Source organism: Alteraurantiacibacter aestuarii (genome assembly GCF_009827405.1).
In the GTDB taxonomy this organism is placed as follows: Bacteria; Pseudomonadota; Alphaproteobacteria; order Sphingomonadales; family Sphingomonadaceae; genus Alteraurantiacibacter; species Alteraurantiacibacter aestuarii.
The window spans coordinates 257336-271308 of the sequence record NZ_WTYY01000003.1; the positions used below are offsets into that span (position 1 = coordinate 257336).

Here is a 13973-nt window from a genome sequence, read left to right on the forward strand (position 1 = left end):
CACTACAATGGGCAAGGAAACCGGCTTTCTCGAAGTCGATCGCGAAGAGCGCAGCTATGAAGCTCCCGCCAAGCGGCTGAAGAACTACAAGGAATTCGTGATCCAGCCGAGCGAGGAGAAACTTCGCTCGCAGGCATCGCGCTGCATGAATTGCGGCATTCCCTATTGTCACAACGGCTGCCCGGTGAACAACATCATCCCGGACTGGAACGATCTGGTTTACAAGGGCGACTGGCAGAACGCGCTGGAAGTGCTGCATTCGACCAACAACTTCCCCGAGTTCACCGGCCGCATCTGCCCCGCCCCGTGCGAGGCGAGCTGCACGCTGAACATCACTGACGAGCCGGTGACGATCAAGAGCATCGAATGCGCCATCGTCGACAAGGGGTGGAAGGAAGACTGGATCAAGCCGCAGGTCCCGGCCAAGCGCACGGGCAAGAACATTGCCGTGGTCGGCTCCGGCCCCGCGGGCATGGCCTGCGCACAGCAGCTGGCACGCGCCGGCCATTCGGTAACCCTGTTCGAGAAGAATGACCGGATCGGCGGACTGCTGCGTTACGGCATCCCTGACTTCAAGATGGAAAAGCACCTGATCAACCGCCGCGCGGTGCAGATGGAAGCCGAAGGCGTGACCATCCGCACCTCCACCGAAGTGGGCGTGGATGTGTCGATCAAGAGCCTGAAGGAAAACTTCGACGCCATCGTGATGTCGGGCGGCGCAGAAGATGCACGCATGCTGCAGATCCCCGGTGCGGAACTGCCCGGCGTGCGTCTGGCGATGGAATTCCTGACCCAGCAGAACAAGCGCAACGCCGGTGACAGCGAAGAACGCGCCGCACCGCGCGGCACGCTGACCGCAACGGGCAAGAACGTGATCGTGATCGGCGGCGGCGACACCGGCTCTGACTGCGTGGGCACGTCCAACCGCCAGGGCGCCAAGAGCGTGACCCAGATCGAAATCATGCCCGAACCTCCGGTGCATGAGAACAAGCTGCTGACCTGGCCCGACTGGCCGATGAAGCTGCGCACCTCCTCCAGCCATGAAGAAGGCGTGGCCCGCGACTGGGCCGTGCTGACCAAGGAAGTGGAGAGTGAGGACGGCAAGGTTACCGGCCTCAAATGCGTGCGCGCGGACTGGTCCGAGGGCAAGCTGAAGGAAGTGCCCGGCACCGAGTTTACCCTGCCTGCCGACCTGATCCTGCTGGCGATGGGCTTTGTCGGCCCGCGCAAGGCCGGGATGATAGACCAGTCGGGCGTGGAACTGACCGATCGCGGCAATATCGATGCCAACACCGAAGATTACCGCACCTCCGACGAACAGATCTGGGCCTGCGGTGACATGCGCCGTGGCCAGTCGCTGGTGGTCTGGGCCATCCGCGAAGGCCGCCAGTGCGCGCGCAGCGTGGACGAGGCGCTGATGGGCGTGAGCGAACTGCCGCGCTGATCGCCGCACCCCTGTGACATCGAGCAAGGGCGTGCCTGACAGGGCGCGCCCTTCTTGTTTGCGCGCACCACCTGGTGCACTCTGAATACAGGTGGAGGGACATGCGATGGACAGGCTGGACGAGTTGACGCAGGCGCTGCGCGCGCTGGAGGCGACGGTGGCACAGCAGGCAGACGAGCTTGCCCGCACACGCCACCAGCTGGGCCTGCTGGAAGACCGCGCCGAAATCGAGCGCCTGCAATATGCCTATGGCTATTTCATCGATAACCGCATGTTTCGCGAAATGGCCGACCTGTTCTGCGATGAAGGCGCGTGGATAGAGATCGGCCAGCGCGGGCGCTATCTGGGCAAGGAGCGGATACACGCCTTCCTGCTGCGCGTGCTGGGAGATGGCCGCTGGGGGCTGGCGAAGGATGAGGTGATCAACCACGTCCAGCAGCAGCCAATCATCACCATCGCCGATGACCGGCAGAGCGCAAAGTCACGCGCGCGGGCGCAGGTGCAGGGAAATTCCCCTCCCGATACGCCGCATTTCCTGCTGGCAGACGGCATTTACGAGAACGAATATGTGCGTGAGGACGGCCAATGGAAAATCCGCGGGATCGGCGTGACCATGACCTTCTATGCCGCGCTGGAACGGGCGAAGATCTGGTTCCCCTCCGCCCCGCCGAGCGAGGATATGCCGCCCGATAGCCCCAGCCTGCCCGTGGTCGAAGCACTGGGCCGCCAGTTCAACCCCTGGCACTTCACCCATCCGGTAAAGGGTTACAAGCTCGCCATTCCGGCATCGGATCTGGCAACCGGGGGCTGATCACACCGCAGGGGAACCTATTTCGAGGCGAACAGCAGGCAGCCTTCCGGCAGCTTCTCCAGCACCGCTTCGATCTCACGCATTTCGACGGTGAAGCACCCCAGGCTGCGGCCGATGCGGCCCTGCTGGCGGGCCATGTCCCGGTCCACATAATTTGCGCCGTGGATCACGATTGCCCGGTCAAGCGCGAGGTTGTTCTGCGGCTCCAGACCAATCAGGCGCCGCGAACGGCCATGCCTGCCGACATAGGCGTTGGCGATCAGGAAGCTCCCGCGAGAGGAGGCGTTGGAACCCGGCTGGTTGGAAAACTGGCTGACAAAGCCGCTGTTGGCCCGATCGGACCCGCGGCCATGGGCGACCAGCCATTCCGCCGCAACATCTCCGCTGGCGACATTCACCAGCTGGAAGCGCAATTCACGCGAATGGGCGGAGAAGTCGACAAGACCGATCACGTCCCGCTGGGTGATCTGGCTGGAATGGGTATCGAGGGCGGTCAGGGCTTGCGGCAACAGGCGGGGCCTTGACGTTGTCCACGGCGCGGCAAATGCACGCGGGGCCGCCAGGCAGGAAGTAGCCGCAACCGACGCGCCCAGAAACTGGCGTCGATTGAATATCACTGTATGATTCCACTTATCTGATTTGATCAATATCTGGCGTGAGAGGCCCGATTTTCAAGGTGCAGCAGGGTGTGCCAGCCCTGCTCTGGCGACAGATCGGGGCAGAAACCGGACAGGCTGCGCCCATTTTACAGATCGATGCGGAACCATTCGATGGTGTCGCCATGCCGATAGGCGGCGGGCTTGGCCGCAGTGCCGGTGTGATAGCCGCCAGCCCTGGCGATGGTGCGCAGCGATGCCGGATTATCATGATCGGTGGTGATGGTGACCCAGCGCATGCCCAGCGCCCGCGCCTCTGGCAAAATGTCGCGCACGGCCTGCGCGGCATAGGCTCTGCCCCGCCTCCACGGCACCACGCCATAGCCGATATGGCCCAGCAGATGCGGCGGCAGCGCTTCAGTCCCTTCCATCCAGCGAAAGCCGATCTGGCCGCAGAATTCACCGCCGCTTTGCCCGCCGCCTTGGCCGCCCGCGCTATCTGCTGAGTCTTCCCACATCCATTTGCGGATGCCCGGCAGGCGTTTGACGAAGCTGCCATCGGGCAATTGGACATCGCCCGCCTTCGCCTCCCGGTCGGTCATGCTGGCGAGGAAGCTGTCCGCATCATCGGCGATCTCGGCCAGTTCGCGCAGGCGGTGGCGCTCTGAATCCATGTTGTTGGGCGACCATCCGCGTTCCAGTGCGGCGATATAGGATGGCAGATGTGCGCGTGTGGGCGTGACCAGCCTCATCGCCTGCCGCCCGCGCATTGCACGCATGTCGCCAGCGAGGGATCGCCGCTCAACCGTCCCTCGGCGATCTGCTCACCGCAGGTGACGCACCAGCCCCATTCGCCCTCATCCAGCCGTGCCAGCGCAGCGGCGATGCGGGTGCGCTCGGCTTCCCGCCGACGCTGTTCGGCCTGCGCCATCGCCTGTTGCTGCATGGCATCGATGCGGCTGAGGCGGCCCACGCTATCCTGCTGCAAGGTCACCGGCGCGCGGCCTTCCGCGCTCATCGCCTGTAACTGGTCAAGCTCGGCAAGCCGGGCCTCCAGGGCCTTGCGGGCGGCATCTTCGGTCATGGAGAGGCGATGCTGTCCTACATGCCTGCCCTATGTCAAAGGCCTTGCGGCTCTTTCCCATTGTCGGTGCATATTCCAGCCATTTCCGGCGCGGGTATGGCTGCAACCCTCGCGTAATATTATTACGCAGATGGATAAGATAATTTTTCCTTCAGCCTGTTTCCGCGTACCCCCGATACAGGCCGCAAAGCCGCAGGAATCCTGGGTTTATGGCAGTGCTACCCGGCTTTACACCGTGTCACTTGTGTAAACCCCAGCCTCTTCCCCAGCCTCTATCCCAGCCTCTTCTTCGGCCTTGCGTTTGGAGTTGTTGAACATGGTGCTGAAATGGTCATCCGCCGCTTCCACGCCCGCTTCGCGCACGGTGGTGCGGCGCATGTCGCGTGCCCAGGCGGTATCGTCGAATTCTCCGGCGCGGTGGGCGCCGGCCAGATTGTCCCAGATCGACATGTCACCGGGCTGGTAATCGACAGAGATCAGATATTTGTCCTGCGTCATCCACGCATTCAGCTCGTCTATCAGCGCGCGGCCTTCCTCGCGGCTCAGGCCGATGATGTCGCGCGCGTGATTGCCAAGATAGAGCGTGCGGCGGCCGCTGGCCTTGTGCTCCAGAACCACCGGCTGGTGGGCGTGCGGCATGGCATCCAGCTCCTCCTCCGTGGTCGGGTAACCAGCCTTCATCCGCGAATAGAAATAGCAATGGCGCGCGGTCAGCCCCTCGATCCTGTCCTTCATGCTTTGCGGCAGGTCGTCCCAGGCGCTGCGCGCATCGGCAAACCATGTCGGCGCGGGCATCGGCGGGGCGGAATGGCACAGCAGCAGGGCCTGCGCGCTGCGCACCTCCATATATGAGCTGTCGATATGCCACAGCCGGTTGCCGGCATTGATCAGGCGGCGCAGATCATTGTCGATGATATTGCCGTCGGCATCGACATTGCTGGCATCGAACAGTTCCGGCTCACTGAAACGCGGTGGCTTGCCCTTGTGGCGCGGGGCCAGTTCGACATGGCCGAAGATGCGGCTGAAGGCGACATGGCTGGCATCGTCCAGCCCGGTCTGGCGCCACACGGTCACGCCCCATTTGTCCTGCGCCGCGCGGATTTCCGCCTTGGTGGCTTCATCCAGCGGGCGGCTGATGTCGACGCCGGAAATCTCCGCGCCAAAGCGCTCGCTGATCGGGGTGACGGTGATCGCCATGGCAGTCCTCTCTTGTTCTTGCGCGCTTCATATCGCCGCTGACCGGACTAGGCCAGCATGCAGGTGCGTGCCTTGATCCAGGTCAGAGAGACCAGTCGATCGCGCCGCGGCCGTTTTCCTCCAGGAAGCGATTGGCCTGGCTGAACGGGCGCGATCCGAAGAAGCCGCGATGGGCAGAAAGCGGGCTGGGGTGCGGGGAAGAGATCACCAGGTGGTGGCCATTTTTCAGCGCGTCGATTCGCTGCGCCTTCTTCTGTGCATGGCTGCCCCAAAGAATGAATACCGATGGCTGGGGCCGGGCAGCGACGGCGGCGATGGCGGCATCGGTGATTTCCTCCCACCCGCGCTGCTGGTGCGATCCGGCCTGCCCCGCCTCCACCGTCAGCGCATTGTTGAGCAGCAACACGCCCTGGCTCGCCCAGCTTTCCAGATTGCCGTGATCGGGCCGCTCTATCCCGCAATCGCTGTGCAGTTCCTTGAGCATATTCATCAGCGACGGCGGCTGGCGCACCCCCGGCGGGACGGAGAAGCTGAGACCATGCGCCTGCCCCGGCCCGTGATAGGGGTCCTGCCCCAGGATCACCACTTTCACCGTGTCCAGCGGGGTCAGCTCCAGCGCGCGCAGGCGCATCCCGCGCGGTGGATAAATCGCCTTGCCCGCATCCTCCTGCGCCCGCAGCCAGCCGCCCAGTTGCCGCGCCGCAGGAGTTGCCAGCACGGGGCCAAGCGCATCGCGCCAGCTATCGGGGATTTGCTCTGCCATGATGCTTTCCTACTGCCCTGTTCCGTGTGCAGCCAGCACACCCTTTCCCTCTTTCCCCAATCCGCCTAAGGCAAATTGCATATGGCTGTATATTATCACGAAGAAGACCTGCCCGCCGATGTGCTGGCTCCCGGACCCGTTGCCGTCGATACGGAAACCATGGGCCTTGTCACCACGCGCGACAGGCTGTGCGTGGTGCAGATATCCGATGGCAATGGCGACGAGCATCTTGTGCGCTTTGCCAATGGCAGCGCCTATGATGCGCCCAATCTGAAGGCGGTGCTGGCCGATCCTGCGCGGATCAAGCTGTATCATTATGCCCGCTTCGATCTGGCCGCCATCCACCATTACCTGGGCGTGATGGCCGCGCCGGTGTTCTGCACCAAGATCGCCAGCAAGCTGGTCCGCACCTATACGGATCGTCACGGGCTGAAGATGCTGGTGAGTGAACTGCTGGGTGAAGACATGTCCAAGCAGCAGCAGTCGAGCGACTGGGGCGCGGACGAACTGTCGCAGGCGCAGCGTGAATATGCCGCGTCCGACGTGCGCTTTTTGCACCGCATGCGGGACATTCTGATCGTCAGGCTGGAACGCGAAGGCCGGCTTGAAATTGCCCAGGCCTGTTTCGAATTCCTGCCCACCCGCGCCTTGCTCGATATTGCCGGATGGGCGGACAAGGACATCTTCAGCCACGAGTAAGCTCGTAAAGGCGAATTGCACCACCGCATGACTGTTGAAGCTGACAAGATCCGTTCGCGCCGCCAGGCCTTTGCCGCTCCCGGCAGCAGGCTGGATACCATGGTGCGGGTGCTGGCCATTGGCCTGCCGGCGCTGGTGGGCGTGGTTGCGGCGATGATGCTGATCACCCCGCTTTCGCCGCGCGGAGAGGTCAGCTTCCTGCTCGATCGCAACAAGGTGGCGATTGCCGAGGACCGCCTGCGGGTGGACAATGCCATGTACCGCGGCGAGGATTCCTCTGGCCGCCCTTTCTCGCTCGCCGCCGGTGATGCCGTGCAGACCAGCCGGACGGTTCCGGTGGTGGAAATGCACGATCTGGTGGCGCGGATTATCCTGCCTGAAGGCCCCGCCGTACTCACTGCCGACACCGGCACCTATGCCATCGACAAGGAGCAGGTGGGCATTCCCGGCGTGGTCGAATTTACCGCTGCGGATGGCTATCACATGGTGGCCCGCAACGTGGTGGTGGACCTGCCGACCCGTTCGCTGGTGAGCGATGGGCGGGTGGAAGGTTCCATCCCCGCCGGCACGTTCGAGGCTGATTCGCTGCGCGCCAATCTGGCGGAGCGGACCCTGTCGCTGATCGGCAATGCGCGGCTGCGCATGGTGCCCAGCCAGCTGCGCCTGCCCAGGGGCGTGCAATGACCTGCTTGCCTCAGAAGCCTGATCGTTTATCGGAGTCTGCCATGCACGCCCTTCGTCCTTCACTCAGCCAACTGGCCCTGCGCGGGCTCGCGGGTGGCCTGCTGGCTGGCGGAATTGCGGCCCTGGGCTTTTCCTCACTGGCCGGTGCGCAGGCCTTTGCCAGCTTCAACACCAACCAGCCGGTGAATTACGAAGCGGACCGGATCGATCTGCAGGACCGCCAGAACCGCGTTGTCGCCAGCGGCGATGTGGTGATTTCGCAGGGTGACATGCGGTTGACCGCACAGCGCACCACCATCGCCTATAGCCGCGATGGCGGGCTCACCATTCACCGGCTCGATGCCACCGGCGGCGTCACCGTGACCCGCGGCAATGAGCGGGCCAGCGGCGCGGCTGCGGTTTATGATGTGGATCGGCGGCTGATCATCATGTCAGGCGGAGTGGCGCTGCGGCGCGGCAATGACACGCTCAACGGTGGCCGGCTGGTTATCGATCTCAATACCGGCGTATCCAGCGTGGATGGCAATGCGGCAGGCAATACCGGCCGGGGTGGCCGCGTATCGGGAACTTTCGCCGTTCCTGACAAGAACTAGGCTTGCGAGCAGGCGTCAGCGGGCCGGGCAGGCGCCGGGCCAGAAGCGGGCCACAAGGTCTTCCTCGCCATCTGCCAGACCCCTCTCGGCAACCGCCTGTAACTGCCCGCAATCCAGCAGCGCGCCCTTTGCCCGTGCCCGTTCGATGGTATCGGCGAATTGTTCCAAAGTGCCCGCCTGCGCAAGTTGCCCGGCGAAGTACTTGGTCCAGCGGCCACCAAGCGCCATCTGGCTGGCCAGCGCCTCGCGCCCTTCGGCACTATCCAGCATAATGCCCAGCAAGCGATTGGTTTCTTCCGGATATCCGCCCATCGCGGTCAGCGCCGCGATGCGCTGCGCGGCCGATGGATAATTGCCCGAGATCACTCCGGCCTGCGCCACCGCAAGCTGGGGGAACGGTTCGCGCCAGCCGCGCAAGGCCGCGCCTTCAAGCGCTCGTATTGCCAGGTCGGTATCCCCGCTCACCTGCGCAGCCTGAGCCAGCAGCACCAGGTGCCGGGCCGGCAGTGGCCGCCTGCGAAGCAGTTCGCGCGCCATGCCGGCAGATTGTGCAGTCCCGCCAGCGACCAGTTGCGCTTCCAGCAAACGCTCCTGCGCGACGGCCCGCAGCGGTTCGGGCACCACCAGCCCCAGTTGCGGATCGTCCAGTGCCTGCCGGTCTAGCTGCACGCTGACCACCAGCCCGGCCAAGGCCAGCAGCAGGCCATAAAACGCAATCCGCCCGATCATCGCACGGCCCTTCTTGGCGGGAACAGCAAGACGATCATGATAGCCGCGACGCACAGCATCGCCTCATTGCGCAGCGGGTAGTCTATTCCCGATTGCAGCGCGATACACGCCAGCGATGCCGCCGCGCCAAAGGCCAGCCAGCGGTCGCTGTCGCCTGTGCGCCTTGTCGCCGCCATGCCTATCCAGACGAACCACGCGAGCACAAGCAGCGGGCCGAGCAGTCCAGATTCAATGGCGATTTCAACGTAGTCATTATGTGCCCTGCCCGCGCGCGCCAGAGAGACATATTCGAGCGATTCGTCGATCTGGAAAACTTCGTCGAACGTGCCTGTACCGCTGCCGACCGGCCAGTAGCGCTGGGCCACGTAAATGCCGTCTTCCCACACTTCGGTGCGATCCGTATCGAGGTTGGCGAAGCGCTCGACACTGCTGGATGCCCGCCCGCCAAATGCCAGCGAAGCGGCAATGGCGCAGACCATGGCGAGGCCAAGGATGGCAGCAAGATAGACCGCCTTGCGCGAAGCCTGTGCTGCGCCCTTCGGCGTTTGGGCGTCCTTCCGGGCAGGCGCGCGTGCGGCCCAGAAATGTGCGCCAAGCCGCAGGGTCAGGAAGGCTAGAAAGACCAGCAGCAGCGCCATGCTGGAACGCGACTGCGTCAATATCGTCGCGATCACCATCAGCGAACCGGCGGCGATCTGGGCAAGCAACAGACCGGAGCGCCCTGCACTGGGCAGCGCCGCCACTATTATCGCGGCGATAACGAAGAATATGCCGGTCGAGTTGCGGTTGGAGAAGGTGGCGTAAAGGACATTGGTGTCTGGACTGATGGCCTGAAGAATGCCCGAAGTATTCGCCGTCGACAGCTGATATGCGCCCAGCAGCAGCGCAAGCAGGCTGGCGACGATCAGGGTGAGCGCCAGGCGCAGCCTCATCGGCGAGGACAGGCTCCACCCGATCACAATGATCGCAGCGGGCGCGATCGTGCTGCAAAAGGCCACCAGCGTGCGGACAGGGTCCACGCTCCAGGTGAACCAGCTGTCGCCGTCAATTCCGGCGATGTCATAAGTCTGGCTCACCAGTTCCCGGCCCGGCAAGGCCTGCCAGATGGCTGCGGGCAGCGGCACAATCTGCAACAGCGGCAGGGCCAGCGAGAGCAGCACGATGCCAACCAGCGCCCGCGGAGCTTCCCTGAAGAACTGGCTCACGGCCTGCCGGTTCAGCGCCATAATAGCCAGGGCCACCAGTTGAATGGCCATGTGGCGCAGGCCATAGGCGATGCCTCCGCCCCCAAGACCTATCGCAAGAACCAGAAGAATCTGGAGCTGGGTCACAGAAAGCCGGATAATCTGGGCAGGATTCCGCATGCCGGGCACAGACCTATCCATCAATATCCCAACGCATCACAATGACCGGCCACATTGATGGAGCCACAAATGAAAAAGGGAGCTTGCATACACTGCAAGCTCCCTTTTTCGAATTCCTTGATGTCCGGAAATCAATCTTAGTGAATGATGCCCTTGGACGATGTCAGCTCGATGATGCCCCAGATCACGACAAGACCGCCAATAATGAGGAACACAGGCGAAATTTCGCCGTCAAGCGCTTCATTCTGGCCGATAGCCGAAGGAAGGCGAGCCTGCGAGGACGAAAGCGGTGCGAGAGAAACCTCGCTTGCATTGGCACGTGTTCCAGCCTGAGCCGCAAGAGGAGCAAGCGCCAGGCCTGCAGCCGCTGCGCATGCAAAAATATTCTTAATCATGGGCATGGCTCCTAAAATTGATTCGCAATTCCGTATTTCCAAGACTGTCGATACCGCAGTGCACAATGAAATGCAATCAAAACTGCGTAAAAATGCTTAATTTCCTTAAACAACTGACTACCCGGCTTCGCCAACACCCTATTCACGGCTTTCCGGCCCGCTTTCTGGCCCACTCTCCGGACTCGTCTCCAGCAGGGTGGTGAAGGCCGAAACGTCGCCCCCGGTAACGGTTCGATCACCGTATTCCAGCCAGGCGTGGGCGGCAAAGCCGGTCTCGGCAGGCCGGTCGACGCCGATAACGATGGCGGTGGCGATCCCTCTGGCCGTCAGCAGGCGCTGTGCCGCAATCGCCTGAATCAGACAGTCGGAGCGCCAGGGTATGTGACGCGCAACGCCTGGCACGGCCCTTGCCACCAGATCAACCTGCGCCGCATCACCCGCCAGCGCCTTACCGGCGGCCCGACCCGATCTGGCGGCAATCCGGTTGTACAGGTGGATATCGCCAGCCTCGAGCCGCACCAGCCGCAACCGCGCACGCGCCAGTTCCATCAGCGCGCGGATTGCCAGCAAGGGCAGGCCTGTCGCAAGGCCCGGTCCAGACCTATCCCGCACAGATCCGGATCGCCCCGGGCTTTCGGGAGGAGGCGGGGCCGCAGGAGATGGTGTCTCGTCCACAGGCTCAGAAATGGCAGCTTTGCGGGTTGGTGCCAAGCTTGCATTCTTCCCGGCCAGACCTATCCTGAGAGCACAGGACAAGGGTTGTTGATGCGTATCTGCCCCGCTGCTTTCGCATCGTGACCCGTTCCGTGAAGGCTTGCCGTTTGCCGGAGTAAGAGTTGATGGTTCAGTCTTTCAAGGAACGGATGAAGGACCATGACTACGGGCAGATGCACCTGCTCGCCATCTCTCTGATGCAGAGTAATCGCAAGGTCCCCTGGTACGATGCCCATTTCCTCAGAAGCTTCGAGATCGCCAAGCAATATCTGCAGCTTGTCCGGCCAGACAGGCTGGACGAATTCATTGCCGGATTTGCTCCGATCAGGACCCCGGCCGATTTCACGGTGAAGAAGGTTCGCGACCTTTTCCCGGGTGAATTGCAGGCGGAAATGCGCGCCATAGTCGCCGGACTGAAAGAGCAGCAGCTGGAGAAGCACGAACTGGCAAGCTTCGGCCGCCACGTGGTGCATGACCACCCGTTCTTCCTCGATCTGCAACGCCAGATACTGCCACGCGTGAGCGAACTGGCCGGTCAGGAGGTGGAAGCCGGTTACAACTTCCTCAGCCTCTACGGCAATGCCGGCCGGTGCGAACCGCATATGGACGAGCCTGTCTCCATGTATACGCTGGACTATTGCATCGACCAGGAAGGGGACTGGCCGATATATTTCAGCAGGGTGGTGGATTGGCCCGGCGCGGCCGAATTGCAGAACTGGAACCCGGAGGAAGTTCTGCGCGATCCTTCGATGGATTTCCGCGCGGAAGTCATCCAGCCCAATGAAGCGATCCTGTTCGCTGGCAGTTCTCAATGGCACTATCGCAAGGCCATGCCTCCGGGCGGTTATTGCAACCTTCTGTTCTTTCATTACTTTCCGGCAGGTTGCAGCGACCTGATCACGCCGACGGGATGGGCGCGCTATTTCGATATCCCGGAGATGGAACCCTTGTGTGACCTGTTCGCCGATTTCTACTCGGTGTCGGCCGGGGACCAGTAGGCTTGGCGGGCATAGCCGGAATCTTTCATGCCGGCGGCAAGCCGGCCACCCGGCAGGCGATCACCGCGGCGGGCGAGGCCATGCGCTATCGTGGGCCGGACGGCATAACCCACTGGATTGGCGCACGTGCGGCGCTGGCGCACTGCCGCATGTGCACCACGCCCGAATCGCTGGAGGAGTGCCAGCCCGCTGCCAATGATGCCAGTGAAGACGCCGCCATTGTTCTGGTGATGGACGGCTTCTTGTCCAACTGGGAAGAGTTGCGGCGCGATTTCACCGCCCGCGGCATCCGTCTGCGCAATCGATCCGATGCCGAACTGGCGCTGCGGGCATATGAGGTCTGGGGGGAGGATTGCCCGCGCCATCTGGACGGAGAATTTGCCCTCATAGTCTCTGACGCGCGCAACCACTCGCTGTTCGCCTGCACCGATCATCAGGGGCTGCGCACACTGCACTGGCACTGGGATGGAGCCACGCTGTTTCTGGCCACCGATGTCGCGGGCGTTCTGGCCGCGATGGAACAGGCACCGTCGGTTAATCTGGGCTACTTCACCGAAATACTCGCCGATGAGTGGTATTCGCTGGACGAAACCGTGTGGAAGGGCGTGATGCGCCTGCCTCCGGCCCACTCCTTGCGGCTGGGCCGGGGTGAGCCTCGACTGACCGAATACTGGCAAGTCAGTCCCGAAATAAGCATCGTTTACGCAGACGAGCGCGACTATGCCGAGCATTACCGCGAGCTGCTGTTCGATTGCGTTCGCAGGACTTCGCGCAGTCACCTGCCTCTGGCCATTGAAGTCAGCGGCGGGCTCGATTCCTCGGCACTGTATTGCGTAGGGCACGAACTGGACAGACAAGGACGGCTGCTGGCACCGGAAATGCGCGGCTACGCCCTTGCCGGCATCCCCGGCACGGGTTCGGACGAGCTGGCCTATGTCAACGCGGTGGAGGAGCATGTGGGGCGGGTCATCCAGCGCGAGCCCCTGTTCCTTGCCGGGCTGGATTGGTACGAACGCCGGTCCCGGCTCGACCGCGACCTTCCGCCGCGACCGAACGCGGCGATGGGACTGAACATGCAGCAAAGGCTGGTCGCGGACGGATGCCGTGTTTCCATCAACGGTCACGGCGGCGACCAGTGGCTGGACGGAACGCAGAATTACTATTTCGAGATGATGGCGGCCGGCCAGTGGAAACAACTGGCCAGTGCCTATGGTGCCGATTGCAGATCCTATGGCTGGAGGCCCGCAACCGGCTTCCTCACCCGCTACGGGATCTGGCAATTTGCTCCGGACGGCCTGCGACGCCTGCGTAAAGCTCTGGCTCCGCAACAGAATGATGACTGCAATGGCTGGGTGCTTTCCCCGCAGGCCGGCAAGGAACTGGCCGAACGCAAGGACCGCTATTTTGCGCCGCTGCCAAAACCGGCACGGCTGCGCTACAAGCAGCAAAAGCACCTCTTCCCCTACCTGCCATTGGCCCTGTCTCAGGGCGAGCGGCAGCTGGCGCATGTTGGCGCCGAACCGCGCAGCCCGATGCTGTCACGGGCTTTCATCGAATTTTCCGCGGCAACGCCGGAACACATCCGCCTTCGCGGCGGGGAAAGACGCCGGGTCCACCGCACAGGATTGCGTGGAATACTGCCCGAATTGGTTCGGAATCGTGCCGACAAGGCCGAATTCTCCGCATCAATCGAACATTCGGCCGCCGAGTTTACCAAATTTGTTACCCAACCGATGCCAACGGCGATTCATCAACTGATTGATTCTGAAGACTTATCGAAAATATTGTCATCGTATTGCAACGCACCAATTGACCAGAGGCCCCTTTGGCAAGTATGGAGCCTTTACGAAATTTACTTAATTCTTCGGCTTAACCAGCCGTTAGAAGTACAGAACCCTTGAA

At 62.6% G+C, this 13973-nt stretch carries 16 protein-coding genes; 7 read left to right on the forward strand and 9 right to left on the reverse strand.

Features of this window, described 5'->3' with window-relative positions:
* The first annotated feature begins 7 nt into the window (after positions 1–7).
* Positions 8–1444: a glutamate synthase subunit beta gene (locus tag GRI32_RS06585; RefSeq protein WP_160590612.1), complete on the forward strand. Its 1437-nt coding sequence runs from the start codon at positions 8–10 to the stop codon at positions 1442–1444.
* 106 nt (positions 1445–1550) lie between these two features.
* The gene (locus GRI32_RS06590; protein WP_160590613.1) at positions 1551–2255 is read left to right on the forward strand and encodes a nuclear transport factor 2 family protein; all 705 of its coding nucleotides are present in this window, start codon (positions 1551–1553) and stop codon (positions 2253–2255) included.
* Positions 2256–2272: 17 nt separating this feature from the next.
* Here the strand turns inward: GRI32_RS06590 and GRI32_RS06595 are convergent, their stop codons facing one another.
* From GRI32_RS06595 to ung, 5 genes are all read right to left on the reverse strand, one after another.
* Complete coding sequence (locus tag GRI32_RS06595) at positions 2273–2764, reverse strand: murein L,D-transpeptidase catalytic domain family protein (protein ID WP_237437425.1); 492 nt, start codon at positions 2762–2764, stop codon at positions 2273–2275.
* Positions 2765–3000: 236 nt separating this feature from the next.
* Positions 3001–3603: a GNAT family N-acetyltransferase gene (locus GRI32_RS06600; protein ID WP_160590615.1), complete on the reverse strand. Its 603-nt coding sequence runs from the start codon at positions 3601–3603 to the stop codon at positions 3001–3003.
* A complete protein-coding gene (locus tag GRI32_RS06605; protein ID WP_160590616.1) occupies positions 3600–3935 on the reverse strand; it encodes a TraR/DksA family transcriptional regulator in 336 nt (111 codons plus the stop codon). The genes GRI32_RS06600 and GRI32_RS06605 overlap by 4 nt, the downstream gene beginning before the upstream one ends.
* 228 nt (positions 3936–4163) lie before the next feature.
* Positions 4164–5132 carry a TauD/TfdA dioxygenase family protein gene (locus GRI32_RS06610; protein ID WP_160590617.1) on the reverse strand — a complete coding sequence of 323 codons (969 nt, stop codon included), beginning with the start codon at positions 5130–5132 and terminating at the stop codon, positions 4164–4166.
* 82 nt (positions 5133–5214) lie between these two features.
* On the reverse strand, positions 5215–5895 hold the full coding sequence (gene ung, locus GRI32_RS06615) for a uracil-DNA glycosylase (RefSeq protein ID WP_160590618.1): 681 nt from the start codon (positions 5893–5895) through the stop codon (positions 5215–5217).
* An 81-nt stretch (positions 5896–5976) separates the two neighbouring features.
* On the opposite strand from ung, the gene GRI32_RS06620 reads away from it, so the two are divergent.
* The 3 genes from GRI32_RS06620 to GRI32_RS06630 are packed head-to-tail and all read left to right on the forward strand — an operon-like array spanning position 5977 to position 7871.
* Complete coding sequence (locus GRI32_RS06620; protein WP_160590619.1) at positions 5977–6594, forward strand: ribonuclease D; 618 nt, start codon at positions 5977–5979, stop codon at positions 6592–6594.
* A gap of 27 nt (positions 6595–6621) precedes the next feature.
* Positions 6622–7278, forward strand: coding sequence for an LPS export ABC transporter periplasmic protein LptC (gene lptC / locus GRI32_RS06625; RefSeq protein WP_160590620.1), 657 nt, complete (start codon positions 6622–6624; stop codon positions 7276–7278).
* 41 nt (positions 7279–7319) lie between these two features.
* Positions 7320–7871: an LptA/OstA family protein gene (locus tag GRI32_RS06630; RefSeq protein ID WP_160590621.1), complete on the forward strand. Its 552-nt coding sequence runs from the start codon at positions 7320–7322 to the stop codon at positions 7869–7871.
* 15 nt (positions 7872–7886) lie between these two features.
* Here GRI32_RS06630 and GRI32_RS06635 read toward each other — a convergent pair whose 3' ends face one another.
* The 4 genes from GRI32_RS06635 to GRI32_RS06650 all read right to left on the reverse strand — a co-directional run bounded on the left by GRI32_RS06635 (position 7887) and on the right by GRI32_RS06650 (position 10929).
* Positions 7887–8600: a hypothetical protein gene (locus GRI32_RS06635; protein WP_160590622.1), complete on the reverse strand. Its 714-nt coding sequence runs from the start codon at positions 8598–8600 to the stop codon at positions 7887–7889.
* Positions 8597–9856 carry an O-antigen ligase family protein gene (locus GRI32_RS06640; RefSeq protein WP_160590623.1) on the reverse strand — a complete coding sequence of 420 codons (1260 nt, stop codon included), beginning with the start codon at positions 9854–9856 and terminating at the stop codon, positions 8597–8599. Before GRI32_RS06640 ends, GRI32_RS06635 begins: the two co-directional genes overlap by 4 nt.
* Positions 9857–10101: 245 nt before the next feature.
* Positions 10102–10359, reverse strand: coding sequence for a hypothetical protein (locus GRI32_RS06645; RefSeq protein ID WP_160590624.1), 258 nt, complete (start codon positions 10357–10359; stop codon positions 10102–10104).
* Positions 10360–10497: 138 nt separating this feature from the next.
* Positions 10498–10929 (reverse strand): lasso peptide biosynthesis B2 protein, encoded by a 432-nt coding sequence (locus GRI32_RS06650; RefSeq protein WP_237437426.1) that lies wholly within the window; start codon positions 10927–10929, stop codon positions 10498–10500.
* A gap of 269 nt (positions 10930–11198) precedes the next feature.
* Between GRI32_RS06650 and GRI32_RS06655 the strand changes: the two genes are divergently transcribed.
* Entirely contained in the window at positions 11199–12071 is an 873-nt protein-coding gene (locus GRI32_RS06655; RefSeq protein ID WP_160590626.1) for a hypothetical protein, read from the forward strand.
* Between the two features lie 2 nt (positions 12072–12073).
* Positions 12074–13972: an asparagine synthetase B family protein gene (locus GRI32_RS06660; RefSeq protein ID WP_160590627.1), complete on the forward strand. Its 1899-nt coding sequence runs from the start codon at positions 12074–12076 to the stop codon at positions 13970–13972.
* Position 13973: the final 1 nt, after the last annotated feature.